General features: G+C 73.0%; 20 protein-coding genes and 1 pseudogene. 9 read left to right on the top strand and 12 right to left on the bottom strand.

Features of this window, described 5'->3' with window-relative positions; genetic code table 11:
* The first annotated feature begins 90 nt into the window (after positions 1–90).
* From ACQP1S_RS22120 to ACQP1S_RS22150, 7 genes and pseudogenes are all read left to right on the top strand, one after another.
* Positions 91–1,029 (top strand): TIGR04222 domain-containing membrane protein, encoded by a 939-nt coding sequence (locus tag ACQP1S_RS22120; RefSeq protein ID WP_432898686.1) that lies wholly within the window; start codon positions 91–93, stop codon positions 1,027–1,029.
* The gene (locus ACQP1S_RS22125; protein WP_432898688.1) at positions 1,026–1,844 is read left to right on the top strand and encodes a DUF692 domain-containing protein; all 819 of its coding nucleotides are present in this window, start codon (positions 1,026–1,028) and stop codon (positions 1,842–1,844) included. Before ACQP1S_RS22120 ends, ACQP1S_RS22125 begins: the two co-directional genes overlap by 4 nt.
* Positions 1,841–2,387 (top strand): annotated as a pseudogene (locus ACQP1S_RS22130) (hypothetical protein). Before ACQP1S_RS22125 ends, ACQP1S_RS22130 begins: the two are co-directional and overlap by 4 nt.
* Before the next feature lie 86 nt (positions 2,388–2,473).
* A complete protein-coding gene (locus tag ACQP1S_RS22135) occupies positions 2,474–3,226 on the top strand; it encodes an SDR family oxidoreductase (RefSeq protein WP_432898690.1) in 753 nt (250 codons plus the stop codon).
* Positions 3,227–3,387: 161 nt separating this feature from the next.
* Positions 3,388–3,996, top strand: a complete 609-nt coding sequence (gene mug, locus ACQP1S_RS22140; RefSeq protein ID WP_432908205.1) for a G/U mismatch-specific DNA glycosylase — start codon at positions 3,388–3,390, stop codon at positions 3,994–3,996.
* A gap of 63 nt (positions 3,997–4,059) precedes the next feature.
* Positions 4,060–4,440, top strand: a complete 381-nt coding sequence (locus tag ACQP1S_RS22145; RefSeq protein WP_432898693.1) for a hypothetical protein — start codon at positions 4,060–4,062, stop codon at positions 4,438–4,440.
* Positions 4,437–4,874: a MarR family winged helix-turn-helix transcriptional regulator gene (locus ACQP1S_RS22150; RefSeq protein ID WP_432898696.1), complete on the top strand. Its 438-nt coding sequence runs from the start codon at positions 4,437–4,439 to the stop codon at positions 4,872–4,874. The genes ACQP1S_RS22145 and ACQP1S_RS22150 overlap by 4 nt, the downstream gene beginning before the upstream one ends.
* 128 nt (positions 4,875–5,002) lie before the next feature.
* On the opposite strand, the gene ACQP1S_RS22155 is transcribed toward ACQP1S_RS22150, so the two are convergent.
* The 3 genes from ACQP1S_RS22155 to ACQP1S_RS22165 all read right to left on the bottom strand — a co-directional run bounded on the left by ACQP1S_RS22155 (position 5,003) and on the right by ACQP1S_RS22165 (position 8,137).
* The gene (locus ACQP1S_RS22155) at positions 5,003–6,985 is read right to left on the bottom strand and encodes an ABC transporter ATP-binding protein (RefSeq protein WP_432908208.1); all 1,983 of its coding nucleotides are present in this window, start codon (positions 6,983–6,985) and stop codon (positions 5,003–5,005) included.
* A gap of 113 nt (positions 6,986–7,098) precedes the next feature.
* On the bottom strand, positions 7,099–7,866 hold the full coding sequence (locus ACQP1S_RS22160) for an enoyl-CoA hydratase/isomerase family protein (protein WP_432898699.1): 768 nt from the start codon (positions 7,864–7,866) through the stop codon (positions 7,099–7,101).
* A gap of 43 nt (positions 7,867–7,909) precedes the next feature.
* Positions 7,910–8,137, bottom strand: coding sequence for a helix-turn-helix domain-containing protein (locus ACQP1S_RS22165; RefSeq protein ID WP_007072022.1), 228 nt, complete (start codon positions 8,135–8,137; stop codon positions 7,910–7,912).
* 202 nt (positions 8,138–8,339) lie between these two features.
* Between ACQP1S_RS22165 and ACQP1S_RS22170 the strand changes: the two genes are divergently transcribed.
* Positions 8,340–8,942, top strand: a complete 603-nt coding sequence (locus ACQP1S_RS22170) for a cadmium resistance transporter (RefSeq protein ID WP_432898707.1) — start codon at positions 8,340–8,342, stop codon at positions 8,940–8,942.
* A 57-nt stretch (positions 8,943–8,999) separates the two neighbouring features.
* On the opposite strand, the gene ACQP1S_RS22175 is transcribed toward ACQP1S_RS22170, so the two are convergent.
* Positions 9,000–10,604, bottom strand: a complete 1,605-nt coding sequence (locus ACQP1S_RS22175) for an ABC-F family ATP-binding cassette domain-containing protein (RefSeq protein ID WP_357782985.1) — start codon at positions 10,602–10,604, stop codon at positions 9,000–9,002.
* A 243-nt stretch (positions 10,605–10,847) separates the two neighbouring features.
* On the opposite strand from ACQP1S_RS22175, the gene ypfJ reads away from it, so the two are divergent.
* Complete coding sequence (gene ypfJ / locus ACQP1S_RS22180; protein WP_432898712.1) at positions 10,848–11,762, top strand: KPN_02809 family neutral zinc metallopeptidase; 915 nt, start codon at positions 10,848–10,850, stop codon at positions 11,760–11,762.
* Between the two features lie 98 nt (positions 11,763–11,860).
* Here ypfJ and ACQP1S_RS22185 read toward each other — a convergent pair whose 3' ends face one another.
* From ACQP1S_RS22185 to sufD, 8 genes are all read right to left on the bottom strand, one after another.
* Complete coding sequence (locus ACQP1S_RS22185) at positions 11,861–12,547, bottom strand: acVLRF1 family peptidyl-tRNA hydrolase (protein ID WP_432898715.1); 687 nt, start codon at positions 12,545–12,547, stop codon at positions 11,861–11,863.
* 169 nt (positions 12,548–12,716) lie between these two features.
* Complete coding sequence (locus tag ACQP1S_RS22190) at positions 12,717–13,346, bottom strand: LysE family transporter (RefSeq protein ID WP_432898718.1); 630 nt, start codon at positions 13,344–13,346, stop codon at positions 12,717–12,719.
* Between the two features lie 858 nt (positions 13,347–14,204).
* Positions 14,205–14,699: a metal-sulfur cluster assembly factor gene (locus ACQP1S_RS22195; protein WP_091238782.1), complete on the bottom strand. Its 495-nt coding sequence runs from the start codon at positions 14,697–14,699 to the stop codon at positions 14,205–14,207.
* A gap of 65 nt (positions 14,700–14,764) precedes the next feature.
* Positions 14,765–15,241, bottom strand: a complete 477-nt coding sequence (sufU, locus tag ACQP1S_RS22200; RefSeq protein WP_091237318.1) for a Fe-S cluster assembly sulfur transfer protein SufU — start codon at positions 15,239–15,241, stop codon at positions 14,765–14,767.
* A complete protein-coding gene (locus ACQP1S_RS22205) occupies positions 15,241–16,545 on the bottom strand; it encodes a cysteine desulfurase (protein ID WP_432898721.1) in 1,305 nt (434 codons plus the stop codon). Before ACQP1S_RS22205 ends, sufU begins: the two co-directional genes overlap by 1 nt.
* A 23-nt stretch (positions 16,546–16,568) precedes the next feature.
* Positions 16,569–17,342 carry a Fe-S cluster assembly ATPase SufC gene (gene sufC / locus ACQP1S_RS22210; RefSeq protein ID WP_091237320.1) on the bottom strand — a complete coding sequence of 258 codons (774 nt, stop codon included), beginning with the start codon at positions 17,340–17,342 and terminating at the stop codon, positions 16,569–16,571.
* Positions 17,342–17,686 carry a non-heme iron oxygenase ferredoxin subunit gene (locus tag ACQP1S_RS22215; RefSeq protein WP_091237321.1) on the bottom strand — a complete coding sequence of 115 codons (345 nt, stop codon included), beginning with the start codon at positions 17,684–17,686 and terminating at the stop codon, positions 17,342–17,344. The genes sufC and ACQP1S_RS22215 overlap by 1 nt, the downstream gene beginning before the upstream one ends.
* A 1-nt stretch (position 17,687) precedes the next feature.
* Positions 17,688–18,830, bottom strand: a complete 1,143-nt coding sequence (sufD, locus tag ACQP1S_RS22220) for a Fe-S cluster assembly protein SufD (RefSeq protein WP_432898725.1) — start codon at positions 18,828–18,830, stop codon at positions 17,688–17,690.
* Between the last annotated feature and the right edge of the window lie 90 nt (positions 18,831–18,920).

The following is an 18,920-nucleotide window of genomic DNA, read 5'->3' on the forward strand; positions in this document are numbered from 1 at the left end:
GGCTCGGTAACTCGCCCCCCGCCCTCGTGTCGACGTGGCGGGGCTGCTCCACAATGAGGCCGCGATCCCCTCGCGCGACAGGAGCAGCCCATGAACACCATCGCCGCATCGGGCGACACCTGGGGCATCCCGGGCCCGCTCTTCCTCAAGCTCTACCTGCTGGTGACCGTCGTCGCCGTGGTCGGCACGCTGCTGCACCGCCGCCGCACGACCGCCGGCCCCGACTCCGTCGGCGTCGACCAGCTCGGGCCACAGCAGGTGGCCTACCTCAACGGCGGCGACCAGCTCGCCATCTGGGCGGCGCTGGGTGGCCTGCGCGGGGCCGGCGCGATCGACGTCCGGCCGGATCGCCAGCTGATCGCCACCGGGCCAACGCCCGCCGGGGTCACCCCGCTCGACCACGCGATCCGGCACGCCGCCCGCCAGCCGGTCGCCGCCCGGAAGCTGCAGCGCGACTCCGGGGTGGCCCGCTCCCTGGAGCAGCTGCGGCAGGGACTGGAGCAACGCGGCCTGCTGATCGACGCCGACGGGGTCCGGGCCCTGCGTCGAGGGCGCAACCTGCTGCTGGTGCTCCTGGCCCTGGGTGTGGTGCGACTGATCGCCGGCCTGATCAACGGACGACCCGTCGGCTGGCTGCTGCTGGCCCTGGCCGGGCTCGGCGTGGCGCTCGCCCTGCTGGCCCGCACCCCCCGACGGACCAGGACGGCGAACGGGGCGCTGCGCCGCCTGCGCGGCAGCAGCCGCCACCTCGCCCCCGACTCCGCCCCGGCCTACTCGACCTACGGCCCGGCCGGCGCGGCGATGGGCGTGGCGCTGTTCGGGACCGCCTCCCTCTACGCGCTCGACCCGGGCTTCGCCGCGCAGGCGGAGATCCAGCGGCAGGCGTTGAACGCCAGCAGCGGCAGCAGCTACTCGGGTTCCTCGGGCACCTCGTGCAGCAGCAGCAGCTCGTCGTGCAGTGGCGGTTCGTCCTCCTCCTGCGGCGGCGGCGGCAGCTCCTGCGGCGGCGGCGGGGGATGCGGCGGATGACCTGGCCGCACGGGGTGGGCATCGGCTGGCGGCCGGAAATCGCCGGTTTCGTCGCCGAGCTGCCCGGGCTGCGCTTCGTCGAGGTGGTGGCGGAGTCGCTCGCTGCGGGCGGCCCCCTCCCGGCCGGGCTCACCGCGCTGCGGGAGCGCGGCGTGACCGTCGTACCGCACGGGGTGCGGCTCTCCCTCGGCGGCGCGGAACCGGTCGACCCGCACCGGGTGGCCCACCTGGCCCGGGTGGCCGAGCTGGTCGACGCGCCGCTGGTCAGCGAGCACGTCGCCTTTGTCCGGGCCGGCGGCCTGGAGGCCGGTCACCTGCTGCCGCTGCCGCGCACCCGGGAGGCGGTGACGGCGGTGGTGGCGAACGTCCGACGGGCCCAGGCGGAGCTGCCGGTGCCGCTCACGTTGGAGCCGATCGCCGCGCTGTTCGACTGGCCCGACGACGAATTGGACGAGGCGGACTTCCTCACCGAGATCCTCGACGCCACCGGGGCGGGGCTGCTGCTCGACGTGGCCAACGTCTATGCCAACGCCCGCAACCGGGGTGACGACCCGCACGCCCTGCTCGACCGGCTGCCGCTGGAGCGGATCTCCTACGTGCACGTGGCCGGCGGGGCCGAGCGCGACGGGCTCTACCACGACACGCACACCGATCCGGTGCCCGCCGAGGTGCTGGAGCTGGTCGGCGCGCTCTGCGCCCGCCGGCCCCCGCCCGCGCTGCTGCTGGAGCGCGACGGCCACTACCCGCCCGCCGCCGCGCTGCGCGCCGAGTTGGACGCCCTCGCCGCCGCCGCCGGTCACCCGGTCGTCACATGAGCACGCCCCACCCGACCGACCCCGCACCGTCGGCCCACCCGGCCAACCCCACCTCCTCGGCCCGTCCCGCCGAGCCCACCCCGCCGGCCGATCCCACCCCGCCGACGGGGTTGGCCGCCCGGCAGGCCGCGTTGGTCGCGACCCTGGTCGCGGGGGCACCGGTGCCGGCCGGCTTCGTCACCGACCGGGTCGACGCCGCCCGGGCGGCCCTGCTGCGCAAGCGGGCCGGGGAGGTCGCCCGGCACTGGCCGCTGCTCGCCGCCGGCCTCGGCGACGCCTGGTGGGGCACCTTCCGCGACTGGGCGGCCGGCCGACCCACCGCCGGTTCGCTGCGCGACGGCTGGGACCTCGCCCGCGAGCTGCGGGACCGGGGGCGCTCCCCCGCTCGGCGCGGAGGAGCTGGTCGTCCGGGAGGCCGCCCACCACTACGACGGAGAACAGCCGCCACGCCACCGCCGGCTGCCGGCGTTCGCCCGCGCCGGCGGCGCCGTCGCCCTCCAGCTCGCCGGTCGGGTACGCCTGCTGCGCCCGGCCCGCCGCTGACCCCACACCGGGCCGGACGGTCCGGGGCACCGGCTCGGCACCGGCCCCCCGTGCCGACCACCACCGGATACGGCAGGATCGGTGGCATGGATCTCGGACTCACCGATCGGGTGTACGTGTTGACCGGCGCTTCCCGGGGGCTCGGCTTCGCGACCGCGCAGTGCCTGGTCGCCGACGGGGCGCGGGTGGTCCTGTCGGCCCGGACGCCGGAGCGGGTCGCCGAGGCCGTCGACCGGCTGGGTGGGCCCGACCACGCGATCGGCCTCGTCGCCGACCTGGCCGACCCGAGCCTCCCCGAGCGGCTGGTGATCGCCGCCCGTGAACACTTCGGCCGGCTCGATGGAGCGCTCGTCTCGGTCGGCGGGCCACCCCCGGGCACCGCCGCGCAGGTCAGCGACGCGCAGTGGCGGGAGTCCTTCGAGACGGTCTTCCTCGGTACGGTCCGGACGGCCCGGACGGTGGCCGCCGCGCTCACCGACGGCGGCGCGATCGCCATGGTGCTGTCCACCTCGGCCCGGACGCCGATCACCGGCCTCGGCATCTCCAACGGCCTGCGGCCCGGCCTGGCCGGGGTGGCCAAGGACCTGGCCGACGAGCACGGCCCCCGCGGCGTACGGGTGCTGGGACTGCTGCCCGGACGGTTCCTGACCGATCGCAACCGGGAACTGCTCGGCGACGACGAGGCGGCCCGGTCCCGGGCGGAGGCCGGCATCCCACTGCGCCGCATCGGCGATCCGGCCGAGTTCGGGCGGGTGGCCGCCTTCCTACTCTCCCCCGCCGCCGGCTATGTCACCGGGGTCAGCGTGCCGGTCGACGGCGGCGCGCTACGCAGCCTGTGACCCCGGCGCGCCGCGCGACCGGCCCCGCCGCGACCGGCCCCGCCGCCCTCCCTGCCACCACCGGCCCCGAACCGGCCCGCCGCCGTCGGGGCACCGATGCCCGGCACTCGCCGATCACCGCCGACCGCCTGCCCGGGACCGCCGACGGGACACCCGGCCGGATCGAGGTCTCCCCCGGCCCGACCCGCCCGCGCGAGCCGGAGTTCCGGCGGCCGGATCGGGCGGAGCTGGCCGCGGCGGCGGACCGCACCATCCCCGACGTGATCGACCAGGGGCTCACGGTGCTCTTCGTCGGGATCAACCCCGGTCTCTGGTCGGCGGCCACCGGGTGGCACTTCGCCCGGCCCGGCAACCGCTTCTGGCCGGCCCTGCACCGGGGCGGCTTCACCCCGCGCCAACTGCACCCGAGCGAGCAGGACACGCTGCCCGGGTACGGGCTGGGCATCACCAACATGGTGGCGCGGGCCAGCGCGCGGGCGGACGAACTGACCCCGGCGGAGCTGGTGACGGGCGCACGCACGCTGACCGACAAGGTGGCCCTCTACCGGCCGACCTGGGTGGCCGTGGTCGGGGTGACGGCGTACCGGATCGGGTTCGCCCGGCCGAAGGCTGGCTTCGGCCCGCAGCCGGAACCGTTGGCCGGCGCGCGGCTGTGGGTGCTGCCCAACCCGAGCGGCCTGAACGCCCACTTCACCCCGCAGACCCTGGGGGCCGCCTTCGGCGAACTGCGCGCGGCCGTTGCCGGCGACCCGCCCCCGGCCGTCGGCTGACCGCCACCCGGTGCGGGTCGCCGCCGAGCGGCCGATGTATGCGTATCGCATATAATCTGAGGCATGGATTCGGGTCTTGAAGCGGCAATCAACGAGTGGCACGCGAGCGTCAACGACGGCGACCTGGACCGGGCCGCGAGGGCGGTCGGTGATCCGGTCGTCGTCCTGGGCCCGAGGGGCGCGGGCACGATCACGCCCGCGCAGTTCGCGGAGTGGGTGGGGCGTTCAGGGATCACACTGCGCCCTCGGTCCTGGCACCCGGTCAGCGAACGACTCATGGTGGTCGAGGAGGACGCCACCTGGCCCGAGCGCACGGAGCCCACACGGGTGGCGACAGTCTTCCGCGCCTCCGGCGGGAAGGTCACGGCTGCGCTGCGGCTGCCGGATCTCAAGGCCGCCCTCGAACTGGCCCACATCTGTCGCGAGATGGCGGCATCCGAGTGACCAGCCAAGGCCCCGGGCAGGTCCTGTTCCACTTCGTCCGGCACTGGGCGCGCCGACCCGTGGCGGCGGACGCGGGCGGCGACCAGGGCCGACTCGTGCTGGTCTGTGAGGCGGTCCAGGCGCTCAGCCAGCGAGGAATCCCGGCAACCGTCAACGCGATCGCGCACGATATCGGGATCGACCAGAGTGGCGCCTCCCGGTTGATCAAGAGCGCCACGGCAGCCGGCTACCTGGCGGCGACGGCGTCTCCGGCTGACGGTCGACGACGTGAGACATCCCTCACCCCCGAGGGCCGGTCCATGCTGGACCAGGCACATCGCTGGCAGGAGGACATCTTCGCTCAGCTGACCACGGACTGGAACGACACGAAGCGCCGGGACTTCCAGCAGGCGATGACCGACCTGATGGACCGCTCCTACGCGATGGGGGCATGAGTCACGCCAACGTGTCATCGAGCATCGAAGGGCCCGGCTCGGACAGGCGCAGGTCCATCGGCCCCGGCGCAGACGGCAACCGCAAGCCCAGGACGATCGCCGCCCGCTGGCAGCACCCGCATCCACCGCTAGTTGGCCACGGCCGGGGGCAGCGCCTCCTGCGCGACGTAGGTGCCCATCGGCACGGTGGTGATGATCGGCTCGGGCTGGTCCACCCCGGCGTACGGGGCGGGCGAGTCGACGACCGCGAACTGGGTGCGGTACAGCTCGGCGTAGAGCCCACCGACCGCGACCAACTCGTCGTGCCGGCCCCGCTCGACGATCCGGCCACCGTCGAGGACCAGGACCTGGTCGGCGTCGCGCACAGTGGAGAGCCGGTGCGCGATCACCAGTGCGGTACGCCCGGCCAACGCCACGGACAGGGCCCGCTGCACCGCCGCCTCGCTCTCCGAGTCGAGATGGGCGGTGGCCTCGTCCAGGATCACGATCGACGGGGCCTTGAGCAGCAGCCGGGCGATGGCGATGCGTTGCTTCTCGCCGCCGGAGAAGCGGTAGCCGCGCTCGCCGACCGTCGTCTCCAGCCCGTCGGGCAGGGCCCGGACCAGGTCGGCCACCTGCGCGCCGGCCAGCGCCGCCCAGATCTCGTCGTCGGTGGCGTCCGGCTTGGCGTACCGCAGGTTCTCGGCGATCGTCTCGTGGAACAGGTGGGAGTCCTGGGTGACCACGCCGATCTCGTCGCGCAGCGAGGCGAGGGTGGCGTCCCGGACGTCGACCCCGCCGACCCGCACCGCGCCGTCGGTGACGTCGTAGATCCGGGAGATCAGCATGGACAGCGTGGACTTGCCGGCCCCGGACGGCCCGACCAGGGCCACCATCTGCCCCGGCTCGACGCGGAACGAGACGCCCTTGAGCACCGGCTCGTTGGCGGTCCGGTCGAGGGTGGCGACCTCCTCCAGCGAGGCCAGCGAGACCTCGGCGGCCGCCGGGTAGCGGAACCGGACGTCGCGGAACTCGACCCGGCCGGCACCCCGGGGCACCGGCACCGCGTCGGGCTTCTCCTCGATGCCGGGGCGCAGGTCGAGCACCTCGAAGACCCGGTCGAAGGAGACCAGCGCGCTCATCACGTCGACCCGGACGTTGGACAGCGCGGTCAGCGGGCCGTAGAGGCGGGTGAGCAGCAGGGCGAGGGTGACCACCGTGCCGGCGCTGACCGCACCGGTGACCGCCAGCCAGCCGCCCAGCCCGTAGGTGAGCGCCTGGGCCAGCGAGGCGACCAGCAGCATCGCCACGAAGAAGGTCCGCGAGTACATCGCCGACTGGATGCCGATGTCGCGGACCCGCTCGGCCCGCGCGCCGAACCGGCCCGCCTCCACCTCGGGCGAGCCGAACAGCTTGACCAGTAACGCGCCGGCCACCCCGAACCGCTCGGTCATGGTGGCGTTCATCTTGGCGTCGAGGTCGTACGACTCCCGGGTGATCTCGGCCAACCGCCTGCCGACCCGCCGCGCGGGGACCACGAAGATCGGCAGCAGGACCAGCGACAGCAGGGTGATCTGCCAGGAGAGGGTGAACATCACCCCGGCGGTGAGCACCAGCTGGATGACGTTGCTGACCACCCCGGACAGGGTGGACGTGAAGGCTCGCTGGGCGCCCATCACGTCGTTGTTGAGCCGGCTGACCAGGGCGCCGGTCTGGGTCCGGGTGAAGAACTGCAACGGCATCCGCTGCACGTGGTCATAGACCCGGGTGCGCAGGTCGAGGATGATCCCCTCACCGATGCGGGCCGAGTACCACCGCTGGGCGAGGGAGAAGAGCGCGTCGGCGACGGCCAACGCGCCGATGATCAGGGCGAGCCGGACGACGGCGGCACCCGCATCGGGGCCGCCCCCGCTGATCGCGTTGATCACGTGCCCCGCGAGCACCGGGGTGGCCACCCCGATCACGGCCGCGATCACCACGGTCACCAGGAAGACGATGATGTCCCGCCGGTAGGGGTGGGCGAACGCCATGATCCGCTTGGCGGTGCCCCGGGTGAGCCGGTGGGTGGAGACCTCGTCGCGGTGCCGGATCGACCGGAGCATGCTCCAGCCGGCCATGTTGCCGCCCGCCATCGGGTTGGACATGAGGTCACCTCCGCGTCGTGGGCAGCACGCACCGTCGGGTCAATTCTCCCGACGCCTACGACAACCTCGGCGGTAACCCGACTCTTCCCGAACAGTCCTTACTATTCGCCCCGGCCCGCGAGATCGCGCAACCGGCGGGTCTGTGCCTCGCGCTCGGCTCGCTGCTGCGCGGGGTGGGAACGGTCGGCGGCACCCGCGAGCAGCGCCTTGATCTCCACCACCGCGTCCCGGTTGCCGGCGAGCAGGCCGGCGGTGAGGTCCCGTACCGCGTCGTCCAGCTCGGTGTTCGGCACCACCAGGTTGGCCAGCCCGATCCGATCGGCCTCGGCGGCGTCCATCCGTCGGCCGGTGACGCACAGCTCCAGGGCACGCGCGTAGCCGACCAACTCGACCAGCCGCTTGGTGCCGGCCAGATCGGGGACCAGACCGAGGGTGACCTCGGCCATCGACAACCGGGCGTCCTCGGCGAGCACCCGCAGGTCGCAGGCGAGCGCGAGCTGGAAGCCCGCGCCGATGGCATGACCCTGCACGGCCGCCACCGAGATCACGTCCGGTCGGTGCAGCCAGGTGAAGCCCTGCTGGTAGCCGGCGATCCGGTCGGCGCACTCCTGCTCGGGGAGGGTGGACAGCTCCGCGAAGGAGCCCGGACCCTGGGCACCGGCCACCGACAGGTCGAGGCCGGCGGAGAACGACCGACCCTCGCCGCGGACCACCACGACGCGTACGTCGCCGGGCAGGTCCCGGGAGAAGTCGCTCATCGCGCGCCACATCGCCGGGGTCTGGGCATTGAGCACGTCGGGCCGGCACAACGTGACCGTCGCGACCGGCCCGTCACAGTGCAGTAGCACCCCGTTCGTCTCGGCGGTCACCGGACCGCCCGGGGCGTGCTGACGGACGACGCTGGTGGGCGGGTCACGCCTTCTTGCGACGCCGGGCGCCGCCGCGCTGTCGCAGCTGCACACCGGACTCGGTGAGCACGCGGTGGATGAACCCGTACGATCGTCCGGTCGAAGCGGCAAGCGCGCGAATGCTCTCGCCGCCGGTGTACCGCTTTACCAGGTCCTTGGCGAGCGTCTGACGCTCGGCTCCGACGATCCGGCGACCCTTCTCAGTGCTGGTGGCTGTGCCAGTGGCTGCCATGCTGATTCCTCACGTCCCAGACTGTGCGGTTCGATACGGTCCCACCTATTAGACCGCCTCGAACGATCATGCGCCAGATATCAACTCTTCGCCAACCGACACGCTATGCAGTGTCGCCAACCCGATAGAGTGACACTCCGAACGATCCGCAGCGCGGACTGCGCCGTGGCCGGGCCGGTGACCGGGCCGTAACCTGCCGGTCGTGACCGACGTGTGGGGCAGCGTGAGCGGGGCGGCGGCCGTCTTCGCGGCCACCGATCTCGACGACATCGTGGTGCTGACCGTACTCTTCGTAGCCGCCCGGAGCACCGGACGACCCCGCCCGTGGCAGATCGTGACCGGTCAGTACCTGGGCATCGCCGCCCTCGTCGCGGCGGGCCTGGTCGTCGCCGCCGGCCTGCTGGTGGTCCCCGACCCGTGGACCGGCCTGCTCGGGTTGCTGCCGATCGCGCTCGGCGTCCGGGCGCTGCTGGCCCGCACCGACGACGACGCCCCGTCGGCCGTGGTCGGCGGACTGCTCGGGGTCGCCGGGGTGACGGTCGCCAACGGCGCCGACAACATCGCCGTCTACGTCCCGGTGTTCCGCGCCCTCGACCCGCGAACCGGGCTGGTCTACCTGCTGGTCTTCGCCGTCCTGGTCGCCGTCTGGTGCGGCGTCGCCGCCCTGCTCGGCGGGCACCCCCGGGTGGTCGGCCTGATCGACCGGGCCGGCCACTGGCTGGTCCCGGCCGTCTTCGTCGCCATCGGCGTGGTGATCGTGGCCGGCTCAGGGGTCCTCGGCCGGCTGGCCGACCTCGCCGCCTGACCACCGGCCGGTCGCCGGGTCCGCCCCGGTGGGGGCGGCGCCGGCGACCGGGGCGGGTCAGGCCAGTTCGACCAGTTCGAGGAGGTCGTCGCTCCAGGCGTCCTCGTCACCGTCGGGGAGCAGGATCGCCCGGTCGGGCTTGAGGGCGAGCACCGCGCCCGGGTCGTGGGTGACCAGCACGATCGCGCCGGGGTAGTTGGCGATGGCGTCGAGCACCTGCTCGCGGCTGACCGGGTCGAGGTTGTTCGTCGGCTCGTCCAGCAGCAGCACGTTCGCGCCGGAGCAGACCAGGGTCGACAGGGCGAGTCGGGTCTTCTCACCACCGGAGAGCACCCCGGCGGGCTTGTTCACGTCCTCCCCGGAGAACAGGAACGCGCCGAGGATCTTGCGGAGGTCGGTGTCGGACTGCTCGATCGCCGCCGCCCGCATGTTCTCCAGCACCGTGCGCTCCACGTCCAGCGTCTCGTGCTCCTGGGCGTAGTAGCCCAACCGCAGGCCGTGCCCGGCGTGCACCTCGCCGGTGTCCGGTGGGAGCAGCCCGCCGAGCATCCGCAGCAGAGTGGTCTTGCCGGCGCCGTTGAGCCCGAGGATGGCCACCCGGGAGCCGCGATCCACCGCGACGTTGACGTCGGTGAAGATCTCCAGCGAGCCGTACGACTTGGACAGGCCCGTCGCGGTCAGCGGGGTCTTGCCGCACGGCGCGGGGTTGGGGAAACGGACCTTCGCCACCTTGTCGGAGACGCGCACCTCCTCCAGTCCCGAGATCAGCTTCTCGGCCCGCCGGGCCATGTTCTGCGCCGCGACGGTCTTGGTGGCCTTGGCCCGCATCTTGTCGGCCTGCGCCATCAACGCGCCGGCCTTCTTCTCGGCGTTGGCCCGCTCCCGGCGACGCCGGCGCTCGTCGGTCTCCCGGGCCTCCTGGTACGCCTTCCAGCCCAGGTTGTAGACGTCGACCACGGAACGGGTGGCGTCCAGGAACCAGACCTTGTTGACCACCGACTCCAGCAGCGAACCGTCGTGGGAGATCACGATCAGTCCGCCCTTGTGGTTGGCGAGGAAGCCGCGCAGCCAGGTGATCGAGTCGGCGTCGAGGTGGTTGGTGGGCTCGTCGAGCAGCAGGATGCCGCCGCCGTTCTCCCCGGCGTCGCGGAACAGGATCCGGGCCAGTTCGATCCGGCGGCGTTGACCGCCGGAGAGGGTGCCGATGGTCTGGGCGAGGGCCCGGTCGGGCAGCCCCAGGTTGGCGCAGATCCGGGCGGCCTCGGCCTCGGCGGCGTACCCGCCCAGCGAGGCGAACTGGTCCTCCAGGGCGCCGTAGCGGCGGACCAGCTTGTCGTCGACGCCGTCGGCGAGCCGCTGCTCGATCTCGTTCATCTGGGCCATCAGCACGTCCAGCCCCCGGGCGGAGAGCACCCGGTCCCGGCCGGTGACCTCCAGATCGCCGGTACGCGGGTCCTGGGGCAGGTAGCCGATGGCGCTCCGCCGGTCGATCTGCCCGCCGTAGGGCTGCCCCTCGCCGGCCAGCACCTTGAGGGTGGTGGTCTTGCCGGCACCGTTGCGGCCGACCAGTCCGATCCGGTCACCGGGCTGCACCCGCAGGGTGGTGTCGGACAGGAGGATCCGGGAACCGGCGCGCAGTTCCAGGCCGGTGACACTGATCATTTCCGGTACTCGCTCTCGGGGGTCTGGAGGGCTGGCTCAGGGCACGCGAAAGCGCCGGCGGGCGGTGTTTCCCGTCGGCGCGGGGCGATTCAGCCTTCGCAGCGCAGCACCCGACAAGTGTACCGGGCGGCTCGGCGCGCACCGTCCGGATTACCGGGCAAGATCATCGGGTACCGGAAACCCCGTCCGGACCCGTCCGGTACCGCAACCCTCAGACGTGACGAATCGGTGATCGGGGTCAACATGGAGCTGAACGAGAACGCGCGGGTCGACACCGGCCAGGTGGACGACCGGCGGGGATCCGGCGGGGGTGGCGGGATGGGCATCCCGATCCCCGGCGGGGGTGGGCGCGGCGGCATCGTCGGCCTCATCATCGCCGTACTGGTGGCCCTGGTGGGTGGCGGATTCGGCCTGAACGCCATGAACGGCGGCGGCGGCGCAGAGTCGGGCGACAACACGTCGCTTACCCAGAAGTGCTCCGCCGACGACGCGCTCAAGCAGTTGGACTGCCGCAACACCCTCTACGTCAACTCGATCCAGGCGTACTGGCGTACCGCCCTGCCGGAGCGGTTCGGCCAGCAGTACCAGCCGTCCAAGACGGTCTTCTTCAGCCAGGGCGTCAACACCGGCTGTGGCCAGGCCGACTCCGGCGTCGGGCCGTTCTACTGCCCGGCCGACGACCTGGTCTACATCGACCTCACCTTCTACCAGACCCTCGCCGACCAGCTCGGCGCGGAGGGTGAGTTCGCCCAGCCGTACGTGCTGGCCCACGAGTACGGACACCACGTGCAGGACCTGCTCGGCACCGAGGCGCAGATGCGTCGCCAGCAGCAGCGGGACCCGGACAGCGCCAACGCGCTCTCGGTCAAGCTGGAGCTCCAGGCCGACTGCTACGCCGGCGCCTGGGCCAAGAACGCCACCGGCACCGCCGACGAGCAGGGCCAGAAGATCTTCAAGAGCATCACCGAGCAGGACATCGCGCAGGCGATCGACACCGCCGAGAAGATCGGCGACGACGCCGTCTCCAAGCGGGCCAACCGCCCGGTGAACCCGGAGGAGTTCACCCACGGCTCCTCCGAGCAGCGCAAGCAGTGGTTCACCAAGGGCTACACCACCGGTGACCCGAAGTCCTGCGACACCTTCGGCGGCAGCCTCTGACCGGCACCGCACCGGCACCGCACCGGCACCGCACCGGCACCGGCACGGCGGTCGGACGGGCGCACGCCCACCGGCCGCCGTCGTCCTCGCGGACCGGCTCAGGCCGGATCGCGGACCAGGACGTGGACCGCGCGGGCGGCGGTGACCGCGCCGACCAGCACCGCGTGCCGGGGTTCGGGCACGTCGAGCAGCCGCTCGGCACGCAGCCCGGCGAGCGGGGCCAACCGCCGGTCGGCCAGCACCGTGTCGACGGCCCGCCGGTCGCCACCGCAGACCAGCGCCGCCAGCGTCGACGCCGCCGGCAGCAGCAGCCGTACGGCCAGCTCGGCGGCGTCGCCCAGGGCCGCCTTCGCCTGGTTGTCCCGCCGCCGGGCGAACCGCTGCTGCGACCACCCCCCGGCGGCGGTACGCCCCTGCACGTAACGGGTGTCCACCTTGGACACCCGCAGCTCCTCACCGAGTGCCACACCGACCGCCACCGCACCCTTGCGGGCGAGCAGCAAACCGATCCGGCGGGGTGCGGCGGCAACGCTGACGAATCCCGGCAGACCGTCGATCCGCGAGGGCGTGGCGGTATCACCCGCCGCGTCGCCGAGGGGCGGGGCACCCGGTGGGAGATGCAGCTCGGCGGTTGCGCCGTCGGGGGCGGTGAGCAGCAGCCCGTACCCCTCGACGGTGGTGGTGGGCGGGCCGTGCCGGTCGGCGAAGCCCTCGGCCCAGCGGGCGACCCGGACCGGGTCGACCTCGACCCACCGGCCGCCGCCGGCTGCGGGTCGGCTGCTCATGACCCGACCGTACGGCACGGCGGTCGGCCCGCCCCGCCGGCACCGGGCCCACGCCTCCGACCACCGACCGGACCCGACCGGACCGGACCCGACCGGTCGGCGCCGGCCGGCGGTCGCATCCGCCGACGCAGCCCGCCGACCCCGCCCGCTGCGGTGCCCGGACGACGGCTCAGCGCACGATCAGCAGCGCCACGGCGAGCGCGGCGATGATCACGCTGGAGAGTAGCCCGGTCACCAGCCGACCGCGCGGGCCGACGAGCACCCGGCCGACCAGGGTGCCACCCCCGGCGATCAGCAGCTGCCAGCTCGCCGACGCGACGAAGGCACCGAGGACGAACAGCCCGGCGGCTGCCGGAGCGGCCCGGGCCGCGTCGGGCCGACCGAGGACCAGCGCCGCGAAGTACACCACCGTGGCCGGGTTGAGCAGGGTCAGCGCCAACACCCCGGCGAACGCGCGCCCGGGGGTGTCGATCCCTCGGCCCGGCGTCGGCGCACCCGGCGCGGCAGCCCGAGGGCGTACCGCCCGCCAGCCGCCATGGGCGGCGAGGGCGAGCAGCACCACCGCCGCCACCACCCGCAGCGGCCCGGCGACCGGCGCGACCACGGCGGCCACCGCCGCACCGCCGAGCACCGCCACGGCGGCGTAGAGCCCGTCCGCGGTGGCCACGCCGAGCGCGGCAGCCGCACCGACCCCGAACGAGGTCCGGGCACTGAGCCCCAGGATGAGCACCGCGATCGCGCCGACCGGGACCGCGACGCCGTAACCGGCCACCAGACCGGCCAGGAACGCGGCGGTCACGACGATCGGTGGCGGGCCGATCCGCGCCCCCGCAGGGCCCGCTGTCGGCGCGCGGCGGCGGCCGCACGGACGGGACTCTGCATCGGGTACGCCTCGATCATCGGCCCATCATCGGCCCCGACCCCGCCGGGCCACCACCGGATTTCCCAGCCCTGCGGGGCCCGAACGCCACGCCACGCCACGCCACGCCACGCCACGCCACGCCACGCCACGCCACGCCACGCCACGCCACGCCACGCCACGCCACGCCACGCCACGCCACGCCACGCCACGCCACGCCACGCCACGCCACGCCACGCCACGCCACGCCACGCCACGCCACGCCACGCCACGCCACGCCACGCCACGCCACGCCACGCCACGCCACGCCACGCCACGATGATCATCACATCGGGGCCGATGTGGGGGTATCCGGCGGGCGGGAACACCCCAATATCGCCCCACAGGAGTCGATCATCAGCTGCGCGTCCCCAATCATGGACGCGCGGGACGGGTCAGGCTGTGGGAATGGGTGAGTGGACGCGAAGGCCCGAGGGTGGGCGGGCCTGCTGTTGTGGGTCGGCTTGAGAGGACGCAAGGGCCCAAGGGGCCAGGCCTGTCGGAGCGGGGTGGTCTTGTGCAGACGCGGAGGCCTGGCGGAGCCGGTGTGGGCCTGGCGGAGCGGGTGTGGGCCTGGCGGAGCCGGTGTGGGCCTGGCGGAGCGGGTGTGGGCCTGGCGGAGCGGGTGGCCTCGTGAGGGCGCGAAGACGCGAGGAAACGAGTGAGCCCGAGGGAGGCCAAGGCCGCAGGGGTCAGCCGCGAAGACGGAGCGGGCACGGCACCCGGTGAGGGGTGCCGTGCCCGCGGAGCCGACCAGGGTCAGACGTTGAAGCCCAGCGAGCGGAGCTGGTCCCGCCCCTCGTCAGTGATCTTGTCCGGGCCCCATGGCGGCAACCAGACCCAGTTGATCCGGATGTCGTCCACCAGTCCCCCGCCGGGGCCGGTGGTCAGCGCCTGCCGGGTCTGGTCCTCGATCACGTCGGTGAGCGGGCAGGCCGCCGAGGTCAGCGTCATGTCCAGGGTGGCGACGTTCTGGTCGTCCACGTGCACGCCGTACACCAGGCCGAGGTCGACCACGTTGATGCCGAGTTCGGGGTCGACGACGTCCTTCATCGCCTCCTCGATGTCGGCGACGACCGCCCTGCCACCGGCCGACCCGGCGGCCGCGACCGCCCCGGCGTCGGCCGGGGCCGACTCAGCACCCGCCGACCCGTCGACGTCCGCCGTCGCCTCGCCGGCCGAGGTCCCGGCGACACCGGGCGAGGCGTCGGCACCCGCCGTCCCGGCAGCGCCGTTGACGGCCGGCGGCGGCACCGCACCGGTCGGCGTGGTGCTGGCGTCGCCGGTCTCCGGCGTCGCCGCGGTAGCGGTGTTCTCGCTCATGCCTCAACCTCCGTCGGGCTCATGCCCACCCCCGCGCGTGCCGCGGCGTCCTTGAACGCCATCCACGGCAGCAGCGCGCACTTGACCCGGGCCGGGTAGCGGGCGACACCCGCGAACGCCACCCCGTCACCGAGTAGTTCCTCGTCCGGCGTGACCTGGCCACGGCCGGACATCAACTCCACGAATCCCGCGTGCACGGCGGCGATCTCCTCCGCGCACCGACCGGACAGCCGGTCGTACAACACGCTCGCCGACGCCTGGCTGATCGAACAGCCGGCCCCGTCGTACGAGATGTCCACCACGATGTCGTCGGCGGCGGCCACCCGCACGGTCACCTCGTCACCACAGGTCGGGTTGACGTGGTGCGCCTCGCCCACCTCGGCGTCGGGGTCGTCGGCATCGCGCAGACCGCGCCCCTGCGGACGCTTGTAGTGGTCCAGGATGATCTCCTGGTAGAGCTGCTCCAGCTGCATCAGTCGAAGATCCTCCGCACCTGTTCGAGACCCGACACCAGGGCGTCGATCTCCTCCGTGGTGGTGTACAGGTAGAACGAGGCCCGGGTCATGGCCGGCACACCGAACCGGGTGCAGACCGGCTTGGCGCAGTGGTGGCCCACCCGCACCTGCACGCCCAGCGAGTCGAGGACCTGCCCGACGTCGTGCGGGTGCACGTCGCCGAGCGCGAACGAGATGGTGCCACCCCGGCCGACCGGCACCGTCGGACCGAAGATCCGCAGCCCCGGCACGGTGGCGAGGGCGTCCAGCGCGTACGCGGTCAGCTCCTTCTCGTGCCACTGGATCGCCCGCATCCCGACGCGAGTCAGGTAGTCGACCGCCGCGCCGAGCGCGACGGCCTCGGCGATCGGCGGGGTGCCCGCCTCGAACCGGGCCGGCGGCGCGGCGAACGTGGACCGGGCCATCGTCACCGTCTCGATCATCGAACCGCCGCCCATCACCGGGGGCATCGCGGCGAGCAGTTCGCCCCGGCCCCAGAGCACGCCGATGCCGGTCGGGCCGCACATCTTGTGCCCGGTGAAGACGATGAAGTCGGCGTCCAGGTCGACCACGTCCACCGGCAGGTGCGGCACCGACTGCGAGCAGTCGAGCAGCAGCAGCGCACCCACCTGACGGACCCGCTCGGTGATCCGGGCGGTGGCGTTGACCGTGCCGAGGATGTTGGAGGTGTGCACCAGCGAGACGATCTTCGTCCGCTCGGTGACCAGCTCGTCCAGCCCCGACTCGTCCAGCCGGCCGTTGTCGGTGACCGGGAACCAGCGCAGGGTCGCGCCGGTCCGCTCGGCCAGCAACTGCCACGGGACGATGTTCGAGTGGTGCTCCATCTCGGAGATCACGATCTCGTCGCCGGGGCCGAGCCGGAACCGGGGGTCGGCGTCCGCGCGCAGCGAGGCGTTGGAGAACGCGTACGCCACGATGTTGATCGCCTCGGTGGAGTTCTTGGTGAACACCACCTCGTCCACGCTCGGCGCGTTGACGAACGCGGCGATCTTCGCCCGCGCCCCCTCGTACGCCTCGGTCGCCTCGGTACCCAGGGTGTGCACCGAGCGCGACACGTTGGCGTTGTGCCTCGCGTAGTGCCCGGTGAGCACGTCGAGCACCTGGCGGGGCTTGTGCGAGGTGTTGGCGCTGTCGAGATAGACCAGCCGGTGCCCGTTGACCTCCCGGTCCAGGATCGGGAAGTCGGCGCGCACCGCGGCCACGTCGAAGCGCGGCACGTCGTCGTACTGCGGCATCCCGTCCGGGATGGCGATGGTGGTCATCTCAGCGCCCCTGTCCGTGGTGTTCAGGCCCGCGCCGCGCCGGCTCCGGCGACGTACCGCTCGTAGCCCTCTTCCTCCAGCTTGTCGGCCAGCTCCGGGCCGCCCTGCTCGACGATCCGGCCGGCCACGAAGACGTGCACGAAGTCGGGCTTGATGTAGCGCAGGATGCGGGTGTAGTGGGTGATCAGCAGCAGGCCGGTGTCGCCGGTGTCCCGGACCCGGTTGACCCCCTCGCTGACCACCCGCAGCGCGTCCACGTCGAGGCCGGAGTCGGTCTCGTCAAGAATGGCGATCTTGGGCTTGAGCAGCTCCAGCTGCACGATCTCGTGCCGCTTCTTCTCGCCGCCGGAGAAGCCCTCGTTGACGTTGCGCTGGGCGAACGCCGGGTCCATCTGGAGCTTCTCCATCGCGCCGCGCAGCTCGCCACCCCAGGTACGCAGCTTCGGGGCCGCGCCGTCGATGGCGGTCTTGGCGGTGCGCAGGAAGTTCGCCACCGAGACGCCGGGCACCTCGACCGGGTACTGCATGGCCAGGAAGAGGCCGGCGCGGGCCCGCTCGTCGACGGTCATCTCCAGCACGTCGACGCCGTCGAGGGTCACCGAGCCGCCGGTGATCTCGTACTTGGGGTGGCCGGCGATCGAGTACGCCAGGGTCGACTTACCGGAGCCGTTCGGGCCCATGATGGCGTGGGTCTCCCCCGACCGGACGGTCAGGTTCACCCCGTCGAGGATCGGCTTGAGCTCACCCTCGGGCAGCTTGACCGACACCTTCAGGTCGCGAATCTCCAGGGTGCTCATTATCGGGTCACTCCATTGCTCGGCGTCGGGCGGCCGTCGGCGCCCACGGGAAGATAGATGTCGCCGTCGCGGACCTCGACGGCGTAGACGGGAACGGGTTCGGTGGCGGGCAGCCCGGTGGGCTCACCCGTCCGCAGGTCGAAACGGGAACCGTGCAGCCAGCATTCCAGCGTGCAGCCCTCGACCTCACCCTCGGAGAGAGCGACCGAGGCGTGCGAGCACTCGTCGTGGACGGCATAGAACCCGCCGTCGGTGCCGTGCACCACGGCGACCTGGGTGCCGTCCACGTCGGCGCTGATCACGGTGCCCTTCGGCACGTCCTCGGTCGCGCAGATCCGGATCATGTCAGGCCCCACCCTTGGAGAGCCGGGCCTCGATCGCGTCCCCCAGCCGCTCGCGCAGCGACTCGACCGGGATCTTGTTGATCACCTCGGCGAAGAAGCCCCGGACCACCAGGCGACGGGCCTCGTCCGCCGGGATACCCCGGGCCATCAGGTAGAACAGCTGCTCGTCGTCGAACCGCCCGGTCGCGCTGGCGTGGCCGGCGCCGGCGATCTCGCCGGTCTCGATCTCCAGATTGGGTACGGAGTCCGCCCGCGCGCCGTCGGAGAGCAACAGGTTCCGGTTGATCTCGTACGTGTCGGTGCCGGTCGCCTCGGCCCGGATCAGCACGTCACCCACCCAGACGGTGTGCGCCTGTTCGCCCTGCAACGCGCCCCGGTAGCCGACGTAGCTGCGGCAGTCCGGCACGTTGTGGTCGACGAGCTGACGGTGCTCCAGGTGTTGGCCGCCGTCGGCGAAGTAGACGCCGTGCAGCTCGGCCTCGCCGCCCCGGCCGGTGTACTCGACAGTGGTGTACTGGCGGACCAGGTCACCACCCAGGCTGACCTGGATGTGCGACACCTTGGCGTCCCGGCCGAGCCGGACCTTCAGGTGCTGGGCCTGCACCGCGTCGGCGGCCCAGTCGGCCACCGTGATCAGGGTCAGCTTCGCCCCGTCGGCCACCGCCACCTCGACGTTGTCGGCCAGCGTCGCGGCACCGACGTGCTCCAGCACCAGCACCACCTCGGCGAACCGGCCCACGTCGACGAACGTGTGCCCGAAGGCCAGCCCGCCGGCGTCGTCCCCGACCACCCGCAGGGTCACCGGCGCCTCGACCACGGCGTCGGCCGCGACCTCGACCAGCAACGTCTCCCCGGCGCCGCCGTACGCCAACGCGCTGACCCGGTCGACCGGGGTGAGCACGCTGCCCACCCGGGGGTCGTCCCGGCCGATCCGCCCGACGGTGACGCCGGCCGGCAGGTCGGCGTACTCGTGGCGGACCACACCGGTGGCGGCCGGTGCCGCGCCGGTCAGCCCGCGCAGCCGCTTGAGCGGGGTGAAACGCCACTCCTCCTCCAGGCCGGTGAGGGCCGGGAAGTCGGCGACGTCGTACGAGCGGAGCGCCTGCGACTTGGTGCTGGGCGGCGCGGAAGCCTGGGTAGTCATCTCTTCCTTGGTGTGTCTGTCCGTGATATTGAGCGGAGGGTGGGTCGGGCTGGTCGCGGGCCGGGCCGACGGGCTGGGCCGCGACCGCTC

The sequence above is a fragment of the Micromonospora matsumotoense genome (assembly GCF_050951065.1).
Classification (GTDB): domain Bacteria; phylum Actinomycetota; class Actinomycetes; order Mycobacteriales; family Micromonosporaceae; genus Micromonospora; species Micromonospora matsumotoensis.